This is a genomic window from Enterobacter sp. RCC_40 (assembly GCF_041360735.1).
GTDB classification, from domain to species: Bacteria; Pseudomonadota; Gammaproteobacteria; order Enterobacterales; family Enterobacteriaceae; genus Enterobacter; species Enterobacter ludwigii.
In genome coordinates, this window is the sequence record NZ_JBFUPR010000004.1 from 148256 (window position 1) to 173039 (window position 24784).

Consider the following 24784-nt stretch of genomic DNA (forward strand, 5'->3'; position numbering starts at 1 on the left):
CCATGCAAGCCTCTCAATTTTCAGCCCAGGTGCTGGACTGGTACGACAAATACGGGCGTAAAACCCTGCCCTGGCAAATTGAAAAAACGCCTTACAAAGTATGGCTCTCCGAAGTGATGTTGCAACAAACGCAGGTCGCCACGGTGATTCCTTACTTCGAGCGCTTTATGGCACGTTTCCCAACGGTGACCGACCTGGCCAATGCGCCATTAGACGAGGTGCTGCACCTGTGGACCGGTCTCGGTTACTACGCCCGTGCGCGCAATTTGTATAAAGCCGCGCAGCAGGTGGCGACCCGACACCACGGCACATTTCCGGAAACCTTCGATGAAATGGCCGATTTGCCCGGCGTCGGACGTTCAACCGCAGGCGCGATCCTCTCCCTGTCTTTAGGCAAGCATTTCCCGATCCTCGACGGCAACGTGAAGCGCGTCCTCGCACGATGCTATGCCGTTGACGGCTGGCCGGGAAAAAAAGAGGTCGAAAAACGGCTGTGGGAGATCAGCGAAGCGGTTACCCCGGCAAAAGGCGTGGAGCGCTTTAACCAGGCGATGATGGACCTGGGGGCCATGGTCTGCACGCGATCAAAACCGAAATGCGAACTTTGCCCGGTTAATAATCTCTGCGTGGCTTATGCGAACCACGCATGGGCGCAGTATCCGGGCAAAAAGCCAAAGCAGACGCTGCCAGAGCGCACCGGCTACATGCTGTTGATGCAGCATGGCGATGGGGTCTTTCTGGCGCAGCGGCCGCCGAGCGGCCTGTGGGGTGGTCTATACTGCTTCCCACAGTTTGAAGATGAAGAATTGTTACGGGAATGGCTTAAACAGCGCGGCATCGCTGCCGATAACCTGACGCAGCTGACCGCGTTTCGTCATACCTTTAGCCATTTCCATCTGGATATCGTACCGATGTGGCTTCCCGTGTCCTCAATCACCGCCTGCATGGATGAAGGAACGGCTCTCTGGTATAACTTAGCGCAACCGCCATCAGTCGGGCTGGCGGCTCCCGTGGAGCGCCTGTTACAGCAATTACGTGCCGGTGCAATGGTTTAGCATCAGCCACCAACAGAGGAATGAGTATGGCCAGAACTATTTTTTGTACTTTCCTGCAGCGTGACGCTGAAGGCCAGGATTTCCAGCTTTATCCGGGCGAACTGGGTAAGCGCATCTATAACGAAATTTCCAAAGAAGCCTGGGGACAGTGGCAGAAAAAACAGACCATGCTGATCAACGAGAAGAAACTCAGCATGATGAACCCGGAGCACCGCAAACTGCTTGAGCAGGAGATGGTGAACTTCCTGTTCGAAGGCAAAGACGTCCACATCGAAGGCTATACGCCGCCGGAAAAATAACAGCGTGCGGGGGCAACTCCGCCGTACAAGCAAACACAACACGCACTCCCGGAATGATGAAAAAATTTTTAGCGCTAGCCCTTGTTGCGCCGTTGCTTGTCTCTTGTTCTTCCAAAAAAGGCGATGATTACAACGAAGCCTGGATAAAGGACACCAACGGTTTTGACATTTTGATGGGGCAGTTTGCCCATAACATCGAAAATATATGGGGATTTAACGAAGTTCTTATTGCCGGACCTAAGGACTACGTTAAGTACACCGACGCCTATCAGACCCGTAGCCACATCAACTTTGATGAGGGGACTATCACGGTTGAAACCATCGCAGGCACCGAACCTGCCGCACGGTTACGTCAGGCGATCGTGAAAACCTTACTGATGGGTGATGATCCAGGCTCAATCGATCTCTACTCCGACGCCGATGACATCACCATCTCCAAAGAACCGTTCCTGTACGGCCAGGTTGTCGATCAGACCGGACAGGCCATTCGCTGGGAAGGGCGTGCCACAAAATTTGCCGATTATCTGCTGCAGACGCGTCTGAAAAGCCGCTCTAACGGCCTGAAGATCATCTACAGCGTCACCATTAACCTCGTGCCGAACCACCTCGACAAACGTGCGCATAAGTACATTGGCATGGTGCGTCAGGCCTCGCGTAAGTACGGCGTGGATGAGTCGCTGATCCTGGCGATCATGCAGACCGAATCGTCGTTTAACCCGTACGCGGTAAGCCGTTCCGACGCGCTGGGACTGATGCAGGTCGTGCAACACAGCGCAGGTAAAGACGTCTTCCGCGCTCAGGGGAAATCCGGTACGCCGAGCCGCAGTTATCTGTTCGATCCGCAAAGCAACATTGATACCGGTACCGCCTACCTGGCGATGCTCAACAATGTCTACCTGGGGGGAATTGATAACCCGACATCACGTCGCTATGCGGTGATCACCGCGTATAACGGCGGGGCGGGCAGCGTCCTGCGCGTCTTCTCGAGTGACAAAGTGCAGGCGGCGAATATCATCAACAGTATGGCGCCGGGGGATGTCTATTCCACGCTCACCACCCGACACCCGTCTGCGGAATCGCGTCGTTATCTGTATAAAGTGAACACGGCGCAAAAAAACTACCGTCGACGCTAAACCCTTTACCCTGCCCTCTTCCTGTGGGAGAGGGCCAGGGTGAGGGCATCAGACCGCACCTTCCCCGCTCCCATCCATACGAAAATGTTATTTGCATCACAATCCAAACTGCAAATTAATGTGGATTGCATTTTTTTGCGGGAGGTAACAAAACATAACCTCGCCTGCTGATAGAATTGCATCAAATAACAACCCTGAATGTTCCTATAACAACATATCTCCCGCTCACTTGTGAGGAAAGTAACATGAACCTTAAGCTGCAGCTTAAAATATTGTCGTTTCTGCAGTTCTGCCTGTGGGGTAGCTGGCTGACTACACTCGGCTCCTATATGTTTGTGACGCTCAAGTTCGATGGTGCGTCTATCGGTGCCGTCTACAGCTCGCTCGGCATTGCGGCTGTCTTTATGCCAACGCTGCTGGGGATCGTGGCGGATAAATGGTTAAGTGCGAAATGGCTGTACATGCTTTGCCATCTGGTGGGTGCGGGGACGCTGTTTATGGCAGCCCAGGTCACCACGCCGGGGGCGATGTTCATGGTGATCCTGTTTAACTCGCTGGCCTACATGCCAACGCTTGGCCTGATCAACACCATCTCCTACTACCGCCTGAAATCTGCCGGTATGGAAATCGTCACCGATTTCCCACCAATCCGTATCTGGGGCACCATCGGCTTTATCATGGCAATGTGGGGCGTGAGCTTCGCAGGCTTCGAACTGAGCCATATGCAGCTCTACATCGGGGCGGCACTCTCCGTGGTGCTGGCGCTGTTCACCCTGACCCTGCCGCATATTCCGGTGTCTAACCAGCAGAAAAACCAGAGCTGGAGCACCATGCTCGGTCTGGACGCCTTTGCGCTGTTTAAAAACAAACGCATGGCGATCTTCTTTATCTTCTCCATGCTGCTGGGTGCGGAACTGCAGATCACCAACATGTTCGGCAACACCTTCCTGCACAGCTTCGACAATAACCCGCTGTTCTCTGGCAGCTTTATCGTTGAACATGCGTCAGTGATGATGTCCATCTCTCAGATCTCTGAGACGCTGTTCATCCTGACCATCCCGTTCTTCCTGAGCCGCTACGGCATCAAGAACGTCATGCTGATCAGTATCGCTGCATGGATGTTGCGCTTCGGTCTGTTTGCCTACGGCGACCCAAGCCCGTTCGGTACCGTGCTGCTGGTTCTGTCGATGATTGTTTACGGCTGCGCCTTCGACTTCTTCAACATCTCTGGTTCGGTGTTTGTGGAAAAAGAGGTGAAACCTGAAATTCGCGCCAGTGCTCAGGGTATGTTCCTGATGATGACCAACGGCTTCGGCTGTATTCTGGGCGGTGTGGTGAGCGGTAAAGTGGTTGAGATGTACACCACTAACGGCATCACCAACTGGCAGCCCGTGTGGCTTATCTTCGCCGCGTACTCATTGGTACTGTTCTTCGCGTTTATCGCACTGTTCAAGTACAAGCACGTACGCGAACCGCACGCTGCGCAGCCTATCGCGCATTAATGATTATCCCCTCTCCTTTCAGGAGAGGGGTAATTTCGCCAGCACCCATCCTACCGACAATAAATCCGCACTGCCGCCCGGGCTTAAATTCCGTTCAATGAGCGCATTGTCCATCTGTATTAATGCATCACGATCCCAGCCACGCGTCAGTAATGCCCGCGCATACCCCTGCACATAACGCAGCCCTTCCATACCGCCGCGCGACACCAGGTTACTGTCCTGATTCATCGCCATCAGGCGCAGCAGCAGGTCATGCAGCGCGTGCCCGTTCCATTGCGCCAGCGCTGCACGCACCGTAGCAAAACCGCTTTCCGCTTCGCCCCGTGCGCCGGTTAACCCATACTGCTGAAACTGCCGCTCCCCTGCCGTCGCCTGTCCACTGCGTGCTGCCAGCTCACGCGCTACCAGCCCGCGACAGAGGTGACTCACCTCACTACAGAGGCTCTCAGCCGTGGCGTGTTTCACACGTCCGGCGGCAAAGCACAGCAAACCGAGGGCAAAAATGCCGCCTTTATGCGTGTTCACCCCGCACGTTGCAGCGTACATTGCCTGTTCACAGGCAATGCCCATCGGGCGAATGATCCGTATTTGTTCCGCCGCGGGTTTATCCGCATGGGTATGACCCAGCTCTGCAAAGCGCGCAAACCACGGGGTGATAGCCGCAATACTGCGGGCAAACAGCGCATGGTCCATATCGCGGTGTGCACCGTTGTTGAGCTTATCCACCAGACCCGGCTTTGGCGTCAACGCCAGCTCCTGCCATAACGCCTCTTCGGCAAGCCCTGGCACATCGCATGGCTGCGGGTTAGTCGCGAGCAAACCAGTCATCGATCATCTTCTCCACGCGAGCCACCACCTGCTCTACAGGATGCTTACGCGAACGAGAACAGGCGTGGGCAGGCTCATCACATACCAGACAGCGCCGGAGATGTGTCCCTAAAGACTGGCGCCCCACATGCCCCTGTACCGGGCAGATCACATCCAAATCCCACAGCCTGCCGAGTGGGTGAGTCTGCTCCAGATCCGTACAGTGCGCTTTGATTTCCGCCGCCGGATGCGCCACGCACCAGATTGCTTCTGGCCCGGTGGGCAGCCACAGCACCTGGCGGTCCAGCACCTGCCAGCGGTTTTCCCACAGCAGCTGGTCGCACATCTGCAATGCCACGCCCATCGTATTGCGATAGCGCAGGCTGTCTTTGATCTCCCCGGGGGTGACGAGCGTGAGAGAAATCGCCGGTTGTTGGTAGTGCGTGAGCCAGTCAGTCTGGCGTGCTGCACGGCGCTCTTTCGCCGCCAGCAGCTCCTCCAGGCTGACACCCGCCCGCACGGGTGTCGCTACAGTCATCATTACTCCTTCACCTGTCGAACGGTGTCGATAACGCTGCCGTCGCGGTAGCGGATCACACCGACGATTTTGTCGGTAAACTCAATGGGTTTTGGTACGCCGGTCAGTGATATCGCCCGCTCGAAAAGCGCGTTGATATCGACAACGTTGAGGCCTGCGGCAAGCAGTCGTTCGCGGATTTCCGGGCGTGCCGGGTTAACCGCGATGCCGTGATCGGTGACCAGCACGTCGATGCTCTCCCCGGGCGTCAGCCGGGTGGTCACCCGCTTCACGACGGTTGGAATACGGCTACGCAGCAGGGGGGCGACCACGATGGTCAGGTTCGCCGCCGCGGCCACATCACAATGTCCGCCGGATGCCCCACGCATTACGCCGTCAGAGCCGGTAATAACATTGACGTTAAAATCGACGTCAATTTCCAGGGCGCTCAGGATCACCACATCAAGCTGGTCGCAGCTTGCTGCCTTGCTGCCGGGGTTGGCATAAACGTTGGTGGAGATCTCCACATGATTCGGATTTCGTGCCAGCGAGGCTGCGGCCTGGCCGTCGAAACACTGGGTATCGAGCAGCTTTTCGATCAGCCCTTTCTCGTGCAGATCCACCAGGCTGCCGGTAATGCCCCCGAGCGCGAAGCGCGCCTTCACGCCGCTGCGCTCCATTTTCTTCTCCATAAAGCGGGTACAGGCGGTAGCCGCCGCACCGGAGCCGGTCTGCATGGAAAAACCGGGTTTGAAATAGCCTGAATGTTCAATCACATCCGCCGCGTAGCGGGCAATCATCAGCTCACGCGGATTACTGGTCACGCGAGCCGCACCGACGCTGATTTTCGCCGGGTCACCCACGCTCTCCACCTGCACAATGTAATCCACCTGATCCTGCACCAGGCTGGCGGGCATATTCGGGAACGGCACCAGCGCTTCGGTCAGCAGCACCACCTTGCGGGCGAAATGCGCATCCACCATTGCATAGCCAAGCGAGCCGCAGCACGATTTCCCGTGCGTGCCGTTGGCGTTGCCAAATTCATCGCTGCACGGCACGCCAAGAAACGCCACGTCGATATTCAGTTCGCCGTCCTGCAACAGCTTCACGCGCCCGCCGTGGGAGTGAATTTGTACCGGCTCGGCCATCAACCCGTGTGAGATAGCGTCCGCCAGCTTGCCCCGCATACCGGAGGTGTAAATCCGGGTGATAACGCCGCTTTCGATGTGTTCGATCAGCGCGTCGTTACAGGTCATCAGCGAGCTGGAAGCCAGCGTCAGGTTTTTAAAGCCCATACGCGCAAGCAGTGCCACGACGGTATTGATCACCCGGTCGCCTTCGCGAAACGCGTGGTGGAAGGAGACGGTCATCCCGTCCTGTAACCCGCTGCGTAACACCGCCTCTTCGACCGAAGCACAGAGCTTACGGGTGTGTTTTTCGTCAGGGCTGTTCAGCCATGGCGTTGCGCTGTGGGCGGTATCAAACGGTTTTAAGTCCCGCAGATGGGGGAAATTCACATGGAGAAGTTCTGTCTGATTCATTGTGTAATCCTTAACGACGCACGCCGGAGGCCGCCGCGCGTTCCAGCACCATCTGCGCGTGGTTAATAATAGGGGCATCGACCATTTTGCCGTTGAGCGACACGACGCCCAGGCCGTTACGCTCCCCCTCTTCTGCCGCTTCAATCACCCGTTTCGCGTGATCCACTTCCTGCTGGGTTGGGGCATAGGCGTTATGTAACAGATCAATCTGACGTGGGTTAATCAGCGATTTACCGTTAAAGCCCATCTTGCGGATCAAATCGACCTCGCGCAGGAAGCCAGCTTCATCGTTAACGTCCGACCACACCACGTCGAAAGCGTCGATACCCGCGGCGCGGGCGGCGTGCAGCACGGCACAGCGGGCATAAAATAGCTCAGTGCCATCCCCGCGTTCCGTCTGCATGTCCATCACATAGTCAAAGGCGGCCAGCGCGATCCCAATTAAGCGCGGAGAACTGCGGGCAATGGCCACGGCGTTAATCACTCCAATCGCCGATTCAATAGCCGCCATGACGCGGGTCGAGCCCGGCTCGCGCCCGCATTCACGCTCGATACGCGCCAGATGCCCTTCCAGCTCATCGATATCCTCCGGGGTGTCGGTTTTCGGCAATCGAATCACGTCCACCCCTGCCCGCACGGCGGCTTCCAGATCCAGCAAGCCAAACGGCGTGCTCAGCGGGTTAATGCGCACCACGGTTTCGATATCCTGATACATCGGGTGCTGCAGGGCATGAAACACCAGCATGCGCGCGGTATCCTTCTCGCGCAGGGCGACGGCGTCTTCAAGGTCAAACATGATGGAGTCCGGGCGGTAGATAAATGCCGTAGAGAGCATGGCGGCGTTTGCGCCCGGCAGGAACAGCATACTGCGGCGGAGTTTGCTCATTTCAGCGCTCCCCAGTTGAGTGTCGGCTCATCGGCCGCGCGCAGGAGCGCGCTTTGCAGGCGGGCGCGGATCACACAGTCCAGCGCCCCTTTGTCTTCAACAATAATTAATCCCTGGTGCACGTTCATGGCGCGCAATGTGTCGTTAACGACCTGGCGAATATGTTCGCCAAACTGCTTAATCACTTCACTGTGGATGATAATTTCCAGCTCACCCTGAGCGGGGGCAATTTTTACCATCAGGTCGCTGGACTCCTGCGTACCGGCCAGCGCCTCCCTTACAATTTTCATGATAAATTCCTGATAGTTATGCGACTTCCGCACTCGCACGGTAATGCGTTTCGAGGTGCGCGAAGGTGGAGTCCGGGACAATCTCCCGGATCCGGGAAAACTGCTGTGTCTTAAGCAAGCGGCGGACTTCCGACGCGGAAATAGCGTTGCCGGTGACCTTGATGCGCGGCATTTCCACCACGTCAATCTGCGAGGCCAGCAGGTCGTGCAGCGTCTGGTTGTACTGACGGGTGATATCGCAAAACGGCTCCGAGCCGATAAAGCGATGCGTAATACCCAGCGCCGGGGCGATGAAGTCCCGAAAGATCAGCACATCGATTTCGCTCCACGCCTGCTGTACTTTGCCGGTCTCTTTCAGGAAGTAGGCCGGGAACGTGGCGCGGGAGATGATGTACTGCGATCCTTCATGCACAATCACGTTCGGCAGATGCGCCACGCCCGCCCGTACCATCTCTAGCCGGGCGCTGAACGGGAAGAACGAGGCATCCTCGCGCACCACAAACAGGTGCAGCGCATCGCACTGCCCCGCGGCCTGCTCGACCAGATGCCGGTGGCCGAGGGTAAACGGATTCGCATTCATCACGATCGCGCCAATCTTCTTCCCGGCCTTGCGCTGACACTTGAGCGCGCGACAGTAGCGCTGGATCCCCTGCGGGGTGTTCTCCATCAGCACCGCGTTGTTCCCGCTCTGGGCAATCGGCCAGAAGCCGCTGCGGCCAAAGCGCTCCTTGTTGCACGGACGGGTGCAGAGGAAGAGGTGAAAATGGCCGCGCTCCAGCGCCGCATTTTCCACCTCTGCCAGCAACCGTGCGCTGAGGTTCTCCCCACGAAGCTGCTCGTTTACCGCCACGCACTTGATGACGTTAGCGGCAAGCCCGGCACAACCCACCAGCTGCGTGCCGGACCAGGCTTCGACAAACAGCGTGATGTCGTTGTCCAGGCCAAGGCCGCTGTCTGCCAGCAGGTAACGGATCTGGCTTAAGCGTTCCGGGTGTTTCGCCACAAGGGTGTGGCGAAAATCAATAGTGGGTTGACTGTTCATGCCGTTTTACTCAGTGTGCTGCCGCAAGCCCGGTGGCGGGCGCTTCCATGATCACATTGCTCAGATGACCGATATGCTCGATCTCCACCTCAATGCGATCGCCCTCTTTCATGAACAGCGGCGGGTTGCGCTTTTTGCCCACGCCGCCAGGGGAGCCGGTGATGATCACATCGCCCGGGCTGAGGCGGGTAAAGGTGCTGATGTATTCGATAAGCTCCGCGACCTTGTGGATCATGCTGCTGGTGTTGTCTTCCTGCACCATACGGCCGTTAAGCCAGGTGCGGATCGCCAACTGGTGCGGGTCCGGGATCTCATCAGCCGTCGCCATCCACGGGCCAAACGCTCCGGTCTGACGCCAGTTCTTGCCCGCCGTAAACCAGGTGTGCTGCCAGTCGCGGGCGGAGCCGTCCATATAGCAGCTGTAACCCGCCACATGGCGCAACGCCTCATCACGGCTGATGTTCTCTCCGGCTTTGCCGATGATGACCGCCAGCTCTCCTTCGTAGTCGAATTCACTGGAGTGACGCGGCTTCAGCACCGGTTCGTTGTGGCCGGTCTGCGAATCCGGGAAGCGGACAAACAGCGTCGGCGCCGGGTTGTGCTGGTCAAACTCTTTGCGTTTGTCGGCGTAGTTCATGCCCACGCAGAGGATTTTTTCCGGCTGCTCAATCACCGGTAAGAAGGTGATGGCATTCAGAGGGACATCCACGGCGTCGTTGAGATAACGGGTGGCCTCGGCCAGCCCGTTGCCCTGCAGCAGCGCTTTGAGGTCGCTGTAGCGGTCGCCGAGACGGCGACCTAAATCAATCACACCTTCGGCCTGAACGATGCCGTAGCTGCGTGTTCCCTGGTATAAAAAGCTTGCGAGTTTCATTGTTCTTTCCTGAAAACTTAAACGAGGAAGTTGCCCAGTATCAGCAGAGAGATGGAGACGTTAATCGCGCCGCCAATACGGGTAGCAATCTGGGCGAAGGGCATCAGGCTCATACGGTTGCCTGCAGTCAGAATCGCCACGTCACCGGTACCGCCCTGGCCGCTCTGGCAGCAGGAGACGATGGCGACATCAATCGGGTGCATGCCAATCTTTTTGCCAACGAAGAAACCGGTCGCCACCAGCGCGGAGACGGTGCTGACAATCACCAGCAGGTTGGTCAGCGTGAATGCGGCGACCAGTTCATGCCAGGGGGTAATGGCCACGCCCACGGCGAAGAGAATGGGGTAAGTTACTGATGTCTGGAAGAATTTATACACCACCTGAGAGCCTTCCAGCAGACGCGGAGAGGCACCATTGCAGAGCTTGACCAGCACCGCCATAAACAGCATGCCAACCGGCGCAGGCAGGCCAATCAGCTTGTGGCCGAGCATCCCCAGCATGTAGAGCAGAACGGCCAGCAGTGCGCCAGAAGCGATCGTGGTGACGTCTGCTTTACCGGAGAACGCAGGCTGTGCGGTGGTTTCATCGGTATTCGCACGGTTAGGCATCAGCTGGCCTTCGCCGGTCAGGTGCGGGTAACGTTTACCGAGCTGATTGAGGCAGCCGGAGATGATGATTGCCGTCAGACCGCCGAGCATAACCATAGGCAGAACGCGACCGAGCGCCACGCCCTGGTCCATATGCAGCAGGGTGGCATAGCCGATGGAGAGCGGGATCGCCCCTTCCCCAACACCGCCCGCCATGATCGGCAGAATGATAAAGAAGAAGATCTGGAATGGCTCAAGGCCCAGCGCTATCCCTACGCCCATGCCAACAATCATGCCGACAATTTCGCCGCAGAGCATCGGGAAGAAGATGCGCAGGAAGCCCTGAATCAGCACGGTGCGGTTCATGCTCATGATGCTGCCGACAATGATGCAGCAGATGTAGAGATACAGAATGTTGGTGGATTTGTAGAACTTCGTGGTGGACTCCACCACCACATCCGGCAGCAGACCGTAATAGACCAGTGCCGAAGGAATAAAGGTGGCGCAAATCGCCGCCGCACCGAGTTTACCGACAATCGGCAGGCGCTTGCCAAACTCACCGCAGGCAAAGCCGAAGAACGCGAGCGTGGCGACCATCACCACGATATCGCTGGGCAGTTTGCCGCCGAGGCAATCAATGGCAATCAGCGCGCCGGCCAGGACAAACAGTGGCAGAGGGATAATTCCGATTTTCCACGTATCCATAATATGCCACCAGCGCTCTTTGAGTGATGGTCGCTGAATATCAATCGGGTCGTGGGTAACAGAGAAAGAATCGTCAGTTGTGCTCATAATAAGCCCCTTAGTTATTTTGTGCGTTCAGCTTAGAGTCACAAAGGCTTACTTTATGTGAGGGATGGCATATTAAAAGCGAAGTTTTTATGGCAGCTATGGTTTTAATGGTTTCTTTTATTTAATGTGATTTACGCCTTATTTATTGCCGTGGTTTTTATGGTTTCTTTTCTAAAACGAACAATCAAATAACATTTCTCCAGACGGCTTCAGGCGCATAGGGTATTCGGAAAATTCTTTTACAGGGCCTGCTGTGCAAGGGATCACAAGTTTTCGGCAAACCGGGTATCCGCGCGAAAAAAGATGATATATTGGCAATCTTTGCTGCTACCTCGCGTGATAGTTATGAAAGTATCGTTTCAGATTAAGCTGTTTATTTCGCTGGTCGCCTTTTTCTCAGTACTTTTTGCGTTACTGGGCGGATATTATTACGTCGATGTCGGCAAGCAGCTTTATCAGGAAATGAGCGCACGTGCCAAAATACAGGCGGAAGAGATCGCACTTATTCCCTCATTACGTGATGAGGTTGAACAAAAAGATATCAAAGCCATCCATGATTTTATGCAGAAAATTGCCGCTCACAGTGACGCCAGCTTTATTGTGATTGGGGATAATAAAGGTCTGCATCTTTTTCATTCGGTCTTTGCCGACAGAGTGGGCAAGACGCTTATCGGTGGAGACAATGAGGAGGTCCTGCAGGGAAAAAGCACCACCACCATCCGCAAAGGGGGGTTGGGTATTTCGCTGCGCAGCAAAGCGCCCATCTTCAACGATGCGGGGCAAGTGGTGGGGATTGTCTCGGTGGGTTATCTCACCAGCTACCTTGATACCATTACCGTCAGCAAAGTGGTCAATATCCTGCTGGCCGCCGTGCTGCTGTTGATTGCGCTCTTTATCTTCTCCTGGTTCTTTACCCGCAGTATCAAGAAGCAGATCTTCTCCCTGGAGCCACGGGAAATCGGCCTGCTGGTGCGCCAGCAAAAGGCGATGATGGAGTCTATCTATGAAGGGGTGATCGCCATTGATGATGAGCTGCGCATCGAGGTGATCAACCAGGCGGCGCGCAAGCTGCTTGGCCTGAGCCAGCCAGCCCGTGAACTGCGCGGGCAGCTGATTAGCCAGGTTATCGACCCTGTCCCGTTCTTCTCGACGCAGACGATGCTGGCGAAAGATACCCATGATGAAATTTGCCGTTTTAACACCCTCACGGTGATTGCCAGCCGGGTGCGCATCATGCTTGAGGATTCGCTGCAGGGCTGGGTGATCACTTTCCGCGATCGGAATGAAATTGACTCGCTTAGCGCCCAGCTCAGCCAGGTTAAACGCTATGTCGATAACCTGCGCATCATGCGTCATGAGCAGTTGAACCGCATGACCACTCTGTCCGGCCTGCTGCACATGGGCCGCTATGAAGAGGCGATTGGCTATATTCAGGCGCAGTCGGAACACGCTCAGGAGCTGCTGGACTTTATCTCTTCCCGCTTCAGCTCCCCGACCCTGTGTGGCCTGCTGCTGGGTAAAGCCGCCCGCGCGCGGGAGAAAGGGGTCGAGCTCAGTTTTGACCCGGCCTGCCGGCTGGACAGGCCGTTCCCGTCGCTGGCTGAAGAAGAGCTGATCTCAATCATCGGCAACCTGCTGGATAACGCCATCGAAGCAACGCAGCGCTCACCGCTCCCCCATGCACCGGTCGAAGTGCTGATCAAACTGAGCGAGCAGGAGCTGATTATCGAAGTGGCCGACCAGGGCGTTGGCATCAAACCGGAGATCCGTGACAGGATATTTGAACGCGGCATCACCACCAAAACACGCGGCGATCACGGGATTGGCCTGTATCTGATCGAAAGCTATGTTACGCAGGCTGGCGGCGCGATAGAAATTGCCGATAACACCCCGCGCGGCGCCATTTTCTCACTGTTTATTCCCGCCCGGCGTCCCGCCCAGCAACTGGAAGATACCGACTATGCAACATGAACTTATCGACGTATTGATTGTTGAAGACGAGAACGAACTGGCGCAACTGCACGCGGAACTTATCGGTAAACATCCGCGCCTGAGGCTGGTAGGGATCGCCTCGTCTCTCGCTGCCGCCCAGGTCCAGCTTGAAAGCAAGCAGCCGCAGCTTATGCTGCTGGATAACTATTTGCCGGACGGTAAAGGGATCACACTGATCAATGACCCCATGCTCACCCGCGCCAACTGTTCGGTGATTTTCATTACTGCTGCCAGCGACATGGACACCTGCAGCCAGGCCATCCGGAATGGCGCTTTTGATTACATCCTGAAGCCGGTCTCCTGGAAACGCCTCAGCCAGTCGCTTGAACGCTTTGTGCAGTTTGCCGAACAACAGCGGGTCTGGAAGATTGTCGACCAGCAGAACGTCGACTCGCTCTACCAGCTGCAGGCGAAAAACTACCGTCTGGATAACGGCAGCAAAGGCATTGAGGAGAATACGCTGGCACGGGTACAGGCGTTGTTTAACGACAAGGCGACACACTGTTTTTCCGTCGACGAAGTCGTGCAGGAGACAGGATTAAGTAAAACCACCACCCGACGCTATCTGGAGCACTGCGTGGAGGCGGGGTTTCTGAGCGTAGAGATGTTGTACGGAAAGATTGGGCATCCACGGAGGATGTATAAAAGAAGTGCGGTGTGAGCCCTGACCCTCTCTTTGGGGAGAGGGCCGGGATTACGGATGACGGCGACTATGACAAAACATACCCGTACAGTCGCTTAATCCCATCGGGATCCTTTTCGCTGTAAACGCCCTGCAGTTCCGGCGAGAAGCCTGGCAGCAGGTTGATGCCCTCCTCCAGCGCCAGGAAGTAACGCTGTACCGCCCCACCCCAGATTTCACCCGGCACCACGCACAGTACGCCAGGGGGATACGGCAGCGCGCCCTCGGCGGCAATGCGTCCGCCGGCATCACGGATGCGCACCAACTCCACGTTCCCGCGAATATACGCCTGATTCGCATCCTGCGGATTCATCGCCCGTTCTGGCAGACTCTCTTTACGGAACATTGCCTTCTGCAGATCTTTCACGTCAAAGCTCACGTAGAGATCGTGCATCTCCTGGCAGAGCTGGCGAAGGGTGTAATCGCGATACCGTACCGGGTATTTCTGGTAGATGGTCGGCAGGACGTCAGCAAGCGGCGTATCGTCTTCAATATGCTGTTCAAACTGACCCAGCATCGCCACCAGCTGCGCCAGCTTCTCACTGCTTTCGGCAGGCGTCAGCAGGAAGAGGATCGAGTTGAGATCGCACTTCTCCGGCACAATGCCGTTTTCACGCAGGTAGTGCGCAAGAATGGTCGCCGGAATGCCAAACTCGGTATATTCCCCGGTTTCCGCATCAATACCCGGCGTGGTCAGCAGCAGCTTGCACGGATCGACGAAATACTGCTCGCTGGCATAGCCTTCAAACCCGTGCCATTTAGCCCCCGGCTCAAAGCTGAAGAAGCGGCGCTCGCTGGCGATGGCGTGTGTGGGATGATCCTGCCACGGACGCCCGGCCACCATTGGCGGAATAAACGGTTTGATCATATGGCAGTTGGCAATGATCGCCTTGCGGGCCTCAATGCCCAGCTCAACACACTCCGCCCAAAGCCGGCGCCCGCTCTCCCCTTCATGGATTTTCGCGTTCACATCAAGAGCCGCGAACAGCGGATAGAACGGACTGGTCGAGGCATGGAGCATAAACGCATTGTTGAGGCGCTTGTGCGGACAGAAACGCGCCTGGCCGCGAATGTGATTATCCTTTTTATGGATCTGCGAAGTCTGCGAGAACCCGGCCTGCTGTTTATGCACCGACTGCGTCACGAAAATGCCCGGATCGTTCTCGTTCAGATCCAGTAACAGCGGAGAGGTTTCCGCCATCATCGGAATAAACTGCTCGTAGCCCACCCAGGCCGAATCAAACAGGATGTAGTCACAAAGATGGCCGATCTTGTCGATCACCTGACGGGCGTTGTAGATCGTGCCATCGTAGGTACCAAGCTGAATGATCGCCAGACGAAACGGGCGTTTCTCCATGGCCTTTTCCGGCGCAACTTCACGGATCTGATTTCGCAGGTACGCGTCGTCAAAGCACTGCGCGTCAATCCCGCCAATAAAACCAAACGGGTTACGCGCCGCTTCAAGATAAACCGGCGTGGCACCCGCCTGGATCAGCGCACCGTGGTGGTTGGACTTATGGTTGTTGCGATCGAACAGCACCAGGTCACCGCGGGTCAGCAGCGCATTGGTGACCACCTTATTTGCAGCGGAGGTGCCGTTCAGCACAAAGTAGGTTTTATCAGCATTAAAGACTTTTGCCGCGAACTTCTGGGCATGCTTGGCGGAGCCTTCGTGGATCAGCAGATCGCCCAGTTTCACATCGGCATTGCACATATCGGCGCGAAATACGTTCTCACCGAAGAATTCATAGAACTGCCGTCCCGCAGGGTGTTTTTTAAAAAATGCACCGTGCTGGTGTCCCGGACAGGCAAAAGTACTGTTGCCCATCGCCACGTACTGGCTCAGGGTGTCAAAAAATGGCGGCAACAGATTCTCTTCATACCGACTGGCCGCCGTCTCCAGTTCCAGAAACTCCTGAGCTTTACCTGATATCACTGCCGTTGCGCCATCAGGAACGTCTGACGGCTCTTGCGAGTAAATAAACACCGGAAGCTGAAAGCCCGTGCGTTTAAGCAATGCCAGAACGCCGCTGCAACTTTCCGCGGGGGTAATGACGACTGCCGCCACATCCGTAAAATCAGTGTTATCCAGCGTCACCTTTTCGCGGTGCGTAGACACAGTAGAGACCAGCTCGCGGCTGACGGCGATTTTCATGGTTTTCATAAGTGCAGTTACCCTCACCGAACGGTGAGACAGGAGTAGATAATATCGATACGGGTGAGCGTTCGCGCAGCGACAGACAACATCATCATTGGCGGCTCCGTACACAGGAAGGAGAAATTTCGCGCAATCATGTCACCTTTTATTTTGAGGTGCAAGAAGCAATCAGTATGCGTTAACCCGCCTAAACCTAAGCTTAACAGGCCCCTGGCGTGTCATAATCCTGCAATACCCATGATTAACTACCAGGAGTTCACGGTGGTTATCGGACCCTTTATCAATGCCGGTGCCGTATTGCTGGGCGGCGTACTTGGCGCCGTATTAAGTCAGCGGTTGCCGGAGCGTATTCGCTCTTCCATGCCCTCAATATTCGGCCTGGCCTCGTTAGGTATCGGCATTTTGCTGGTGATTAAGTGCGCCAACCTGCCGGTGATGGTGCTTGCTACCCTGCTCGGCGCGCTCATTGGCGAGTTCTGCTATCTGGAAAAGGGTATTAACAATGCGGTCAGCAAAGCCAAAAACCTGATTGCCCACCCGGGCAAGGCGAAAAACGGCACTCACGAGTCGTTTATTCAGAACTACGTCGCGATAATTATTCTTTTTTGCGCCAGCGGCACAGGCATTTTCGGTTCAATGCAGGAAGGCATGACTGGCGACCCCAGCATATTGATTGCGAAGGCGTTTCTTGATTTCTTCACGGCCACCATTTTTGCCACGACCCTCGGCATCGCCGTCGCCGCGATTTGCGTGCCCATGCTGCTTATCCAGCTGGCCCTCGCTACCTGCGCCACACTGATCCTTCCTCTCACCACGCCGGCAATGATGGCCGACTTCACCGCCGTCGGTGGCCTGCTGCTGCTGGCGACAGGGCTGCGGATATGCGGAATAAAGATGTTTGCGGTGGTGAATATGCTGCCCGCGTTGTTGATTGCAATGCCGCTATCCGCGCTCTGGACGCACTTTTTTGCTTAAGTTTACGGCGAACTGGTGAGAGAGTGTGCAGTCCGTTACGAAAACAACAAATTTCGTTGACGGCAGAGGGCATATCAGGTTTAATGCGCCCCGTTGCCCGGATAGCTCAGTCGGTAGAGCAGGGGATTGAAAATCCCCGTGTCCTTGGTTCGATTCCGAGTCCGGGCACCACTCTTCAGAAAACCCGCCCTCGTGGCGGGTTTTTGCTTTTGGGGTAAAGCAAAGCTAGGGATCGTTCCCATCCGAATCCAGCAGTTTATTTTTAAAGATAAACAAACAAGCCTCGTTGAAGTTCTCTGCCCCCAGCCGTTCTGAAAGCGCGGTCCGTTTACGGTAGAGGCTTTTAATCGACGTATTCAGTTCCTGTGCCACCTCTTCCATCGCCATGCCAGCCCTGAGCAACCGCAGCATAATGGCTTCATGCGTGCTCAGCCGTAAGTTCAGCAGCCACTTTGTTGTCAGACGTTTGCCCTTCATGTTGAGCACCAGGTTGAATAACGACGCCATATCGGGTGCCGTGAGCGACGTGTTCATAAACAACTTCATGCTGAGCAGATTCTCCTCGCGATGCCGCATATCGAGCATAACGCAGCAGATTGTTTTTTTCGTTCTGGCCGGATGGCGTATCAGGTAATCATATAAACGCAGCGGTGCACGGCTATCAATCAATACAGAATATTCATCTGCGCCGTTATCAAATATCTTTCTGTCAATGGAGTCCAGCAGGATTATATCCGGAAAAAATATCCTCATCCCCCTGACAAGGTAGCGATCCTGTGTCACTAACACTATTGAAGTTGCCACTAACCATCCCTTTTAGATTAAAGCAAGAACGACCCTTCGGAAAGAAGTCCGCCTTCGTTTTATAGCGCTTTTATATTAACGATAAATGTATTCTAGCTTTGATTGACCCTCAATTCGCACATTCATTGATACGTCTTCCCATAGACTATCATTCAATGGCTGCCATTAATTATAAGTAAAAAACAATCTCAGAAAAGTCACTTTTATGGATATTAAGAATTTTTGTCATGAAACTTCCCAAACATGCACCGGAAAGTACTTTAATTCACACCAATAAGGCACATTAAAAATATAAACAAATTTGTCACAATATAAATAAAAACCAATAAAATCATAAAGTTACAAATATAAACTCATTTCAAAATAATCGTTTAGGACAGCTCATTACAGAATTATCTCAAAACAACCACCCTGCTTTTCAACATATTTATCTGCCAACATATCGGGTGTACATTACCAGCCACTTAGCCCTGACCATAAGGACCCATAATTACCTTTAAGTAAGTACCCCATAACGTAACTGCATTCAGATTAAACGTTCTCATTTATGGCCTTTAACCCCGTGCTTAAAGGCGGCCGTGTTATGCAATGGATTTATGATAAACAAATGGCAAATAGATATGGAAAGATCACTTCGCTTCAATACGTTATTCTTTTACCGCACTCCCGCTTTATTGTTTCTGTTATTACTTTTCCCCTTTCTGGTTCAGGCAGCAGAATCAGTATATGAACAACAGATTCAGCAGGCGCGTAACGGTAATTACGCACCTTTTCTGCAATATCTTCAGCGTTATCAGCAGCAACATGCCCTGACGCCTGAGCAGGTTGCGGACTGGTTGCAGGTGGCGTCCTGGGCGGGTCGTGATGACGACGTTATTCAGGTCTGGCTGCGTTATAAGGTCTATATGCCTCTTCCTGCCCGTGGCGTGGCTGCTGCTGCTCAGGCAAGGCGAAACCAAAAGGCGTGGCAACCTGCGTTAATGCTCTGGAAGGAGGCGTGTAACCTTGCACCGGATAACGACGATTATCGCATCGGCTACATCAAAACCCTCGCCGACGCCCGCATGGATACACTGGCTCTGCAGGAAGCCCGGCAACGGGTGGCGGAAAAGCCCTCTCTGGCTCACCTCCAGATGCTCTCTTATGTCTATTCACGCCTGGGGAAAAACCAGGAGCGGCTTTTAGCAGACATCCGCGCGTTGAATAGTGCGCCAGCGGATGACGCCCTTCGTACTGAGTTGATTGATGCGTTAACAGACAACCGGGCCGACACGCCTGCCCTGCGGCTTTCACAAACGGTGACGCTGCCCCCCGCGCAACGTCGCCGCCTGGCACTCAACGCCGCCGCCGAAATGGTACGCCTCGCCGATGTGCCTGCCCGTACTGAAACAGAGCGTTTGCAGCTCGCGCAAGCGGCGCTGAACCGCTATGACGAGCTGCTGTCCCGCTGGCAAAACGAACCTCAGGCAGCGGAGGACGTTATCCGGGCCCGTGTCGATCGGCTTGGCGCGCTTCACGCCCACGGTGATTATCCACAGGTCATCAGGGAATATCAGGCGTTAACGTCGGCTCAGCATCCCGTGCCGACCTGGGCAATTGGCTGGGTTATCTCCGCGTATCTGGAGGAGAAAAATGCCGATGCCGCCCTCTCGCTTCTCAAACGTTATCCAGACTATGCGCCGGATCCGCAGGACGACGATCATGCGCTTTTCTACGCCTGGCTGGATACCGGGCAGTATCAGGCCGCTCGCCAGTATGTTGAGAAGATAACCCGTAACACGCCCTGGACCCGCTACGATTTCGGTTCGCCAACCCCGCAACCCAACGATCAATGGCTCATCGGGCAGTCGCTCACCTTTAACTATTTGCTGATGACCAATGCCCTTCCGCAAGCCGAAAAGCTGGCGCAACGTCTGGCTGCGTCAGCACCGGGAAATCAGGGATTACAGATTGATTACGCCACCTTACTTCAGGCGCGGGGTCTGCCGCGGGCGGCGGAGCAAAAGCTCAAAATGGCCGAGACGCTGGAGCCATCCAATATCGAGCTGGAACGGCAGCAGGCCTACGTCGCAATGGATCTGCAGGAGTGGCGACAGATGGATTTACTGGCCGATGACGTTATCGCCCGCGCGCCTGTCGACGGGAGCGCCCGACGTCTGGACAGGCTCAGAAACGTCCATCATCTGTCCGAACTGCGTCTGAACGCGGGCAAAGGACTGCACTCTGATAACCCCGTCAGCGGCACACACGATCTGAGCTGGGATGCCACGATCTACGGTCCGCCCGTCGCGGATAACTGGCGGCTGTTTGGTGGAACCCGATTTGCGCAGGGCAATTTCGACGAAGGCAAAGGCAGCAGCCGCCACCTGTTTGCCGGCATCGAATGGCGGCCTCGCGACCTTCTGGTCGAAGCAGAACTCTCCGGTAACCATTATCACGGTGCAAACAAGCCCGGTGCTCGCCTCTCGGCGGCGTACAGCCTGAACGATAGCTGGCAGGTGGGTGGAAACCTCGAACGTCTTTCACGCACGACGCCTTTACGGGCACTGCGTAATGGCGTCAGCGCAAACCGGGGAGAAGGCTGGGTCCGCTGGTATCAAAACGAACGCCGTGAGTACCAGTTTAACGCCTCTGCCAGCCACTTTTCCGACCATAACCGCCGCCAGGAGTTCGCCCTTACGGGTAAAGAGCGGCTGTGGCAGACACCCACCCTGACGCTGGATCTCGAACCGGGTATATCAGCGAGTACCAACACCCTGCGGGACACGCTCTATTACAACCCGGAGCGGGATCTCTCCGTAACGGCAGCCCTGTCCGTCGATCATCAGATGTACCGCCATTACGACACGCTCTGGAGCCAGCAGGTCGTTCTCGGCGGCGGGGAATACTGGCAGAAAAATCAGCCTGCTGGTGCCATCGCCCTGCTGGGTTACGGGCAGCGCATTCAATGGAACAACGTCATTGATAGCGGCGTGATGCTGAACTGGGACAAGCGCCCTTTCGACGGTAAACGAGAAAGCAATCTCTCCGTCACGTTTGATGCGAATTTACGCTTTTAAGGATGAATATGCTGAACAAACGTTTTTCTGTGAGCCTGATAATTATCGGCTGGTTATGCCTCAGCGCGAGCGTCTGCGCTCAGGCCCTCTCGTTTATGTCCCCCCAGGAACGGCCACAGCCTGAGGCGAGTAAACCCTGGCCAAAGAACCATTTTCTGGTTCTGGCCTACCATGACGTTGAAGATGATGCAGCCGATCAGCGCTACCTGTCCGTTCGTACCAGCGCCCTAAACGAGCAGATCGGCTGGCTTGTGCATCACGGTTATCACGCTATTAGCGTGCAGGATATTCTGGATGCGCATGAGGGCAAAAAAACGCTGCCGCCCAGAGCCTATTTACTCAGTTTTGATGATGGCTACAGCAGTTTCTACACCCGCGTCTGGCCACTCCTTCAAGCCTGGAACGTCCCTGCGCTGTGGGCACCGGTGGGCAGTTGGGTAGATACGCCAGCGAATCAGCAGGTCAATTTCGGCGGACTGATGACGCCCCGCGAGCGCTTTGCAACCTGGGATATGGTGCGGGAGCTAAGCCAGTCTCCGCTGGTTGAGATTGGCTCGCATACCTGGGCTTCGCATTACGGCATACCGGCTAACCCACAGGGAAGCCGTGAACCCGCCATCGCCAACCGCTTTTACGATAAAGCGACGGGGCGTTATGAAACCGATCGGCAGTTCAACCAGCGGATCGCTGATGACGTGCGCAAAGTTACCGACAAAATTACCCGGGTGACAGGAAAAGCGCCCCGCGCCTGGGTCTGGCCCTATGGCGCCGCGAACGGCACATCGCTCGCCATCGCCAGAAAGCAGGGTTATCAACTGGCCTTTACCCTTGAAGACGGGCTGGCAGATGTGCGCGATCTCGGCAATATTCCGCGTCTTTTGATTTCCGGAAATCCCTCGCTCAAATCCTTTGCCAGCACGGTCAGCCAGATTCAGGAGGCCGATCCCGTGCGCGTCATGCATGTCGATCTCGATTATGTCTACGATCCCGATCCGGCCCAGCAAACCAACAACATCAATAAACTTGTCCAGCGGGTTTACGACATGAAAATCAGTCATGTTTTCCTGCAGGCGTTTTCCGATCCGCTGGGCGATGGCACGATCAAAGCGCTCTACTTCCCTAACAGCCGGCTTCCGGTGCGCGCCGATCTGTTTAATTTTGTCGCCTGGCAGCTGCAAACCCGTGCAGGCGTAAAAGTCTATGCGTGGATGCCGGTGCTCTCTTTCGATCTCTCCCCCGCACTCCCGCGGGTACAGCGCTGGGATCGTCAAACGGGCCAATTGCACGAGGCTACCGACCCCTACATCCGCCTCTCCCCGTGGAACCCCGAGGTTCGTCAGCAGGTCACGGAAATCTATGAAGATCTTGCCCGCTACGCCAGCTTCAATGGGATCTTATTTCACGACGATGCGGTACTGACAGACTTTGAAGATGCCGGCCCGGATGCCCTGCGCGCCTGGAATAACCGCAGCATCGCCGCAATGCAACACGATCCGGCCGCCCTTCATGCCTGGAGTCGCTTTAAAAGTCAGACGCTCATCGGCTTTACCCGCAGCCTTAGCCAGGCGGTAAAAAACATACGCGGCCCGCAGATTAAAACTGCGCGGAATATGTTCGCCCTGCCCATCCTGCAGCCCGAGAGCGAAGCGTGGTTTGCACAAAATCTGGATGATTTTCTGATGACCTACGACTGGACGGTTCCGATGGCTATGCCGCTGATGGAATCCGTTCCGGCAGAGGAAAGCGATGCCTGGCTCACGCGGTTGATCGCCGCCGTTGCCGCACGGCCCAGTGCGCTCAATAAAACCCTTTTCGAGCTACAGGCCCGGGACTGGGAGCAGAAACCTCAACGTGCCGTGCCAGACACGCGTCTGGCGCAGTGGATGCGCATACTCCAGCTGAACGGCATCAAAAATTATGGTTACTACCCCGACGATTTCATCAACAACCAACCTGATATTTCACGCATCAGGCCTGAATTCTCTTCGTACTGGTACCCTGACAATGACTGATCGCATTATCGCATTCTCTATTTTATGCCTGGTATTCGGGTTGCCTCTGGGCGTGGCTGCCCTTTTTACCGGAGAACTGATTCTGGATTTTGTCTTCTTCTGGCCACTGTTCATGTCCGTGCTCTGGATAACCGGGGGGCTCTATTTCTGGTTTCAGCTTGAACGGCACTGGTCATGGGATAAGCAGACGCCTGCTCCCACGTTAGCCGGCGATCCGTTAATTTCAATCCTGATCCCGTGTTTCAACGAGGAAAGAAATGCCCGGGAGACCATTAGCGCCGCGCTGGATCAGCGCTACCCCCATATCGAAGTTATCGCGATCAACGATGGTTCTTCTGACAACACCGCAGAGGTGCTGCAGCAGCTGGCGCAGGAACAGCCGCGCCTGCGCGTCATTCACCTCGCAGAAAACCAGGGTAAGGCGGTGGCGCTTAAGGCCGGCGCGGCGGCAGCGCGCGGCGATCTGCTGGTCTGTATTGATGGCGACGCCCTGCTCGATCGTGATACCGCAGCCTATCTGGTAGAGCCGCTGATTAAGTATCCCCACGTCGGGGCCGTCACCGGAAACCCGCGTATTCGCACACGATCAACGCTGATTGGCCGTATTCAGGTAGGCGAGTTCTCATCGATTATTGGTCTCATCAAACGAACGCAGCGGATCTACGGCAGGGTCTTTACCGTCTCCGGGGTTATTGCGGCCTTTCGCCGACAGGCGCTGGCAGATGTGGGGTACTGGAGCCCGGATATGATCACCGAAGATATCGACATCAGCTGGAAGCTTCAGCTTCGACACTGGGATATCTTTTTTGAGCCGCGGGCGCTGTGCTGGATCCTGATGCCAGAGACATTAAAAGGCCTGTGGAAACAGCGTTTACGCTGGGCGCAGGGCGGTGCAGAGGTCTTTCTGGTTAACCTTCGCAAGATCGTGCGCTGGGAACATCATCGCATGTGGCCGCTGTTTTTAGAGTACGCGTTGTCAACGCTGTGGGCATTCGCCTATGCGGTGACCGTGTTGCTGTTCATTGTCAGCCATATCATTACGTTACCCACAAACCTTACCGTCGAGAGTCTGTTTCCTCCTGAATTTACCGGGTTGCTTCTGGGGGTCATGTGTCTGATGCAATTCCTCGTCAGTTTGTATATCGAGCGGCGCTATGAAAGAAACGTGGCGAGTTCGCTTTTCTGGGTGATCTGGTTCCCGATGGTGTACTGGATGATTGGTCTGTTCACCACCCTCGTCGCCTTTCCAAAAGTCATGCTTAAACGCCAGCGTGCACGTGCGCGCTGGATCAGTCCGGACCGGGGAAAAGGAAGCATTCAATGAACGAAAATACGCTAATTCTGACTGAACATCGGCTATTGCCCCGTCTTTTTGATGCGGTGCTGACGCTGCTGGCATGGGGAGGTTTTCTGTTTTTCCTCTATGCCAATCTGTGGATGCAGGTAACCGAGGAGAGCAACTACCGCTGGGGCATTATTATTGCCTCGTTTAATACAGTGCTGATCTATTTGCTGATCGCCGCGCTTAACGGCTGGTTGCTCATTCTGTGGTATCAGTACAATCGCCGTCGCGCTCAGGTAAGGCGGCGGCGTCCCGATGCCTGGCGTCACGATGAGCTGGCGAGAAGCTTTAACGTTCCCCCACAAATCATTTCAGAGATGAGTCAGTACAATTTGCTGACGGTCTATCATGACCAGATCGGCCGCATCATTGACCTGAAGATAAGTCAGCAGCACGACGAGCATCCCTGAGCCGCCGGAAAACGAAAAACACCCG

At 55.4% G+C, this 24784-nt stretch carries 21 protein-coding genes and 1 tRNA gene; 12 read left to right on the forward strand and 10 right to left on the reverse strand.

Going from position 1 to position 24784, the window contains the following annotated elements; all coding sequences use genetic code 11:
• Positions 1–2: 2 nt before the first annotated feature.
• From mutY to AB6731_RS15345, 4 genes are all read left to right on the forward strand, one after another.
• Positions 3–1055: an A/G-specific adenine glycosylase gene (gene mutY / locus AB6731_RS15330; protein ID WP_371006527.1), complete on the forward strand. Its 1053-nt coding sequence runs from the start codon at positions 3–5 to the stop codon at positions 1053–1055.
• 26 nt (positions 1056–1081) lie between these two features.
• The gene (locus tag AB6731_RS15335) at positions 1082–1354 is read left to right on the forward strand and encodes an oxidative damage protection protein (RefSeq protein ID WP_013098674.1); all 273 of its coding nucleotides are present in this window, start codon (positions 1082–1084) and stop codon (positions 1352–1354) included.
• Positions 1355–1410: 56 nt separating this feature from the next.
• Positions 1411–2487: a membrane-bound lytic murein transglycosylase MltC gene (mltC, locus tag AB6731_RS15340; protein ID WP_025203253.1), complete on the forward strand. Its 1077-nt coding sequence runs from the start codon at positions 1411–1413 to the stop codon at positions 2485–2487.
• Between the two features lie 245 nt (positions 2488–2732).
• Complete coding sequence (locus tag AB6731_RS15345; RefSeq protein WP_020883685.1) at positions 2733–3989, forward strand: nucleoside permease; 1257 nt, start codon at positions 2733–2735, stop codon at positions 3987–3989.
• Positions 3990–4007: 18 nt separating this feature from the next.
• On the opposite strand, the gene citG is transcribed toward AB6731_RS15345, so the two are convergent.
• Genes citG through AB6731_RS15385 form a run of 8 tightly spaced genes read right to left on the reverse strand, consistent with a single transcriptional unit; the run spans position 4008 to position 11325 of the window.
• The gene (gene citG / locus AB6731_RS15350; RefSeq protein WP_020883684.1) at positions 4008–4817 is read right to left on the reverse strand and encodes a triphosphoribosyl-dephospho-CoA synthase CitG; all 810 of its coding nucleotides are present in this window, start codon (positions 4815–4817) and stop codon (positions 4008–4010) included.
• Positions 4795–5334 (reverse strand): citrate lyase holo-[acyl-carrier protein] synthase, encoded by a 540-nt coding sequence (gene citX, locus AB6731_RS15355; protein ID WP_371006585.1) that lies wholly within the window; start codon positions 5332–5334, stop codon positions 4795–4797. Before citX ends, citG begins: the two co-directional genes overlap by 23 nt.
• A gap of 2 nt (positions 5335–5336) precedes the next feature.
• Complete coding sequence (gene citF, locus AB6731_RS15360; RefSeq protein WP_371006528.1) at positions 5337–6854, reverse strand: citrate lyase subunit alpha; 1518 nt, start codon at positions 6852–6854, stop codon at positions 5337–5339.
• Positions 6855–6864: 10 nt separating this feature from the next.
• On the reverse strand, positions 6865–7740 hold the full coding sequence (gene citE, locus AB6731_RS15365; protein ID WP_014171585.1) for a citrate (pro-3S)-lyase subunit beta: 876 nt from the start codon (positions 7738–7740) through the stop codon (positions 6865–6867).
• Positions 7737–8030, reverse strand: coding sequence for a citrate lyase acyl carrier protein (citD, locus tag AB6731_RS15370; protein ID WP_020883681.1), 294 nt, complete (start codon positions 8028–8030; stop codon positions 7737–7739). Before citD ends, citE begins: the two co-directional genes overlap by 4 nt.
• Positions 8031–8046: 16 nt before the next feature.
• Positions 8047–9072, reverse strand: a complete 1026-nt coding sequence (gene citC, locus AB6731_RS15375) for a [citrate (pro-3S)-lyase] ligase (protein ID WP_014171587.1) — start codon at positions 9070–9072, stop codon at positions 8047–8049.
• Positions 9073–9082: 10 nt separating this feature from the next.
• Positions 9083–9946 (reverse strand): fumarylacetoacetate hydrolase family protein, encoded by an 864-nt coding sequence (locus AB6731_RS15380; RefSeq protein ID WP_014171588.1) that lies wholly within the window; start codon positions 9944–9946, stop codon positions 9083–9085.
• A gap of 17 nt (positions 9947–9963) precedes the next feature.
• Entirely contained in the window at positions 9964–11325 is a 1362-nt protein-coding gene (locus AB6731_RS15385; protein WP_014171589.1) for a 2-hydroxycarboxylate transporter family protein, read from the reverse strand.
• 345 nt (positions 11326–11670) lie between these two features.
• Here AB6731_RS15385 and AB6731_RS15390 point away from each other — a divergent pair, with 345 nt between their 5' ends.
• Positions 11671–13296: a sensor histidine kinase gene (locus AB6731_RS15390; protein WP_025203246.1), complete on the forward strand. Its 1626-nt coding sequence runs from the start codon at positions 11671–11673 to the stop codon at positions 13294–13296.
• Complete coding sequence (locus AB6731_RS15395) at positions 13286–13978, forward strand: response regulator (RefSeq protein ID WP_014171591.1); 693 nt, start codon at positions 13286–13288, stop codon at positions 13976–13978. Before AB6731_RS15390 ends, AB6731_RS15395 begins: the two co-directional genes overlap by 11 nt.
• 49 nt (positions 13979–14027) lie before the next feature.
• Here the strand turns inward: AB6731_RS15395 and AB6731_RS15400 are convergent, their stop codons facing one another.
• Positions 14028–16163 (reverse strand): ornithine decarboxylase, encoded by a 2136-nt coding sequence (locus AB6731_RS15400; protein ID WP_032680307.1) that lies wholly within the window; start codon positions 16161–16163, stop codon positions 14028–14030.
• A gap of 255 nt (positions 16164–16418) precedes the next feature.
• Here AB6731_RS15400 and AB6731_RS15405 point away from each other — a divergent pair, with 255 nt between their 5' ends.
• Positions 16419–17132: a DUF554 domain-containing protein gene (locus AB6731_RS15405; RefSeq protein WP_025203244.1), complete on the forward strand. Its 714-nt coding sequence runs from the start codon at positions 16419–16421 to the stop codon at positions 17130–17132.
• Positions 17133–17227: 95 nt separating this feature from the next.
• A tRNA-Phe gene (locus AB6731_RS15410) sits at positions 17228–17303 on the forward strand.
• 54 nt (positions 17304–17357) lie between these two features.
• Here AB6731_RS15410 and AB6731_RS15415 read toward each other — a convergent pair.
• Complete coding sequence (locus AB6731_RS15415) at positions 17358–17885, reverse strand: LuxR C-terminal-related transcriptional regulator (RefSeq protein WP_044857798.1); 528 nt, start codon at positions 17883–17885, stop codon at positions 17358–17360.
• 671 nt (positions 17886–18556) lie between these two features.
• On the opposite strand from AB6731_RS15415, the gene pgaA reads away from it, so the two are divergent.
• From pgaA to pgaD, 4 genes are read left to right on the forward strand one after another with little or no spacing between them, the layout of a single operon-like run.
• On the forward strand, positions 18557–20995 hold the full coding sequence (gene pgaA / locus AB6731_RS15420; RefSeq protein WP_371006529.1) for a poly-beta-1,6 N-acetyl-D-glucosamine export porin PgaA: 2439 nt from the start codon (positions 18557–18559) through the stop codon (positions 20993–20995).
• Positions 20996–21003: 8 nt separating this feature from the next.
• The gene (gene pgaB, locus AB6731_RS15425; RefSeq protein ID WP_371006530.1) at positions 21004–23007 is read left to right on the forward strand and encodes a poly-beta-1,6-N-acetyl-D-glucosamine N-deacetylase PgaB; all 2004 of its coding nucleotides are present in this window, start codon (positions 21004–21006) and stop codon (positions 23005–23007) included.
• Positions 23000–24331 (forward strand): poly-beta-1,6-N-acetyl-D-glucosamine synthase, encoded by a 1332-nt coding sequence (pgaC, locus tag AB6731_RS15430; RefSeq protein ID WP_041162851.1) that lies wholly within the window; start codon positions 23000–23002, stop codon positions 24329–24331. Before pgaB ends, pgaC begins: the two co-directional genes overlap by 8 nt.
• The gene (gene pgaD, locus AB6731_RS15435; RefSeq protein ID WP_014171599.1) at positions 24328–24759 is read left to right on the forward strand and encodes a poly-beta-1,6-N-acetyl-D-glucosamine biosynthesis protein PgaD; all 432 of its coding nucleotides are present in this window, start codon (positions 24328–24330) and stop codon (positions 24757–24759) included. Before pgaC ends, pgaD begins: the two co-directional genes overlap by 4 nt.
• Positions 24760–24784 lie beyond the last annotated feature (25 nt).

Bases quoted from the DNA above. Each gene is read 5' to 3' on its own strand.
- mutY (WP_371006527.1), top strand. From the start codon at position 3: ATGCAAGCCTCTCAATTTTCAGCCCAGGTGCTGGACTGGTACGACAAA.
- AB6731_RS15335 (WP_013098674.1), top strand. From the start codon at position 1,082: ATGGCCAGAACTATTTTTTGTACTTTCCTGCAGCGTGACGCTGAAGGC.
- mltC (WP_025203253.1), top strand. From the start codon at position 1,411: ATGAAAAAATTTTTAGCGCTAGCCCTTGTTGCGCCGTTGCTTGTCTCT.
- AB6731_RS15345 (WP_020883685.1), top strand. From the start codon at position 2,733: ATGAACCTTAAGCTGCAGCTTAAAATATTGTCGTTTCTGCAGTTCTGC.
- citG (WP_020883684.1), bottom strand. From the start codon at position 4,817: ATGACTGGTTTGCTCGCGACTAACCCGCAGCCATGCGATGTGCCAGGG.
- citX (WP_371006585.1), bottom strand. From the start codon at position 5,334: ATGACTGTAGCGACACCCGTGCGGGCGGGTGTCAGCCTGGAGGAGCTG.
- citF (WP_371006528.1), bottom strand. From the start codon at position 6,854: ATGAATCAGACAGAACTTCTCCATGTGAATTTCCCCCATCTGCGGGAC.
- citE (WP_014171585.1), bottom strand. From the start codon at position 7,740: ATGAGCAAACTCCGCCGCAGTATGCTGTTCCTGCCGGGCGCAAACGCC.
- citD (WP_020883681.1), bottom strand. From the start codon at position 8,030: ATGAAAATTGTAAGGGAGGCGCTGGCCGGTACGCAGGAGTCCAGCGAC.
- citC (WP_014171587.1), bottom strand. From the start codon at position 9,072: ATGAACAGTCAACCCACTATTGATTTTCGCCACACCCTTGTGGCGAAA.
- AB6731_RS15380 (WP_014171588.1), bottom strand. From the start codon at position 9,946: ATGAAACTCGCAAGCTTTTTATACCAGGGAACACGCAGCTACGGCATC.
- AB6731_RS15385 (WP_014171589.1), bottom strand. From the start codon at position 11,325: ATGAGCACAACTGACGATTCTTTCTCTGTTACCCACGACCCGATTGAT.
- AB6731_RS15390 (WP_025203246.1), top strand. From the start codon at position 11,671: ATGAAAGTATCGTTTCAGATTAAGCTGTTTATTTCGCTGGTCGCCTTT.
- AB6731_RS15395 (WP_014171591.1), top strand. From the start codon at position 13,286: ATGCAACATGAACTTATCGACGTATTGATTGTTGAAGACGAGAACGAA.
- AB6731_RS15400 (WP_032680307.1), bottom strand. From the start codon at position 16,163: ATGAAAACCATGAAAATCGCCGTCAGCCGCGAGCTGGTCTCTACTGTG.
- AB6731_RS15415 (WP_044857798.1), bottom strand. From the start codon at position 17,885: ATGAGGATATTTTTTCCGGATATAATCCTGCTGGACTCCATTGACAGA.
- pgaA (WP_371006529.1), top strand. From the start codon at position 18,557: ATGGAAAGATCACTTCGCTTCAATACGTTATTCTTTTACCGCACTCCC.
- pgaB (WP_371006530.1), top strand. From the start codon at position 21,004: ATGCTGAACAAACGTTTTTCTGTGAGCCTGATAATTATCGGCTGGTTA.
- pgaC (WP_041162851.1), top strand. From the start codon at position 23,000: ATGACTGATCGCATTATCGCATTCTCTATTTTATGCCTGGTATTCGGG.
- pgaD (WP_014171599.1), top strand. From the start codon at position 24,328: ATGAACGAAAATACGCTAATTCTGACTGAACATCGGCTATTGCCCCGT.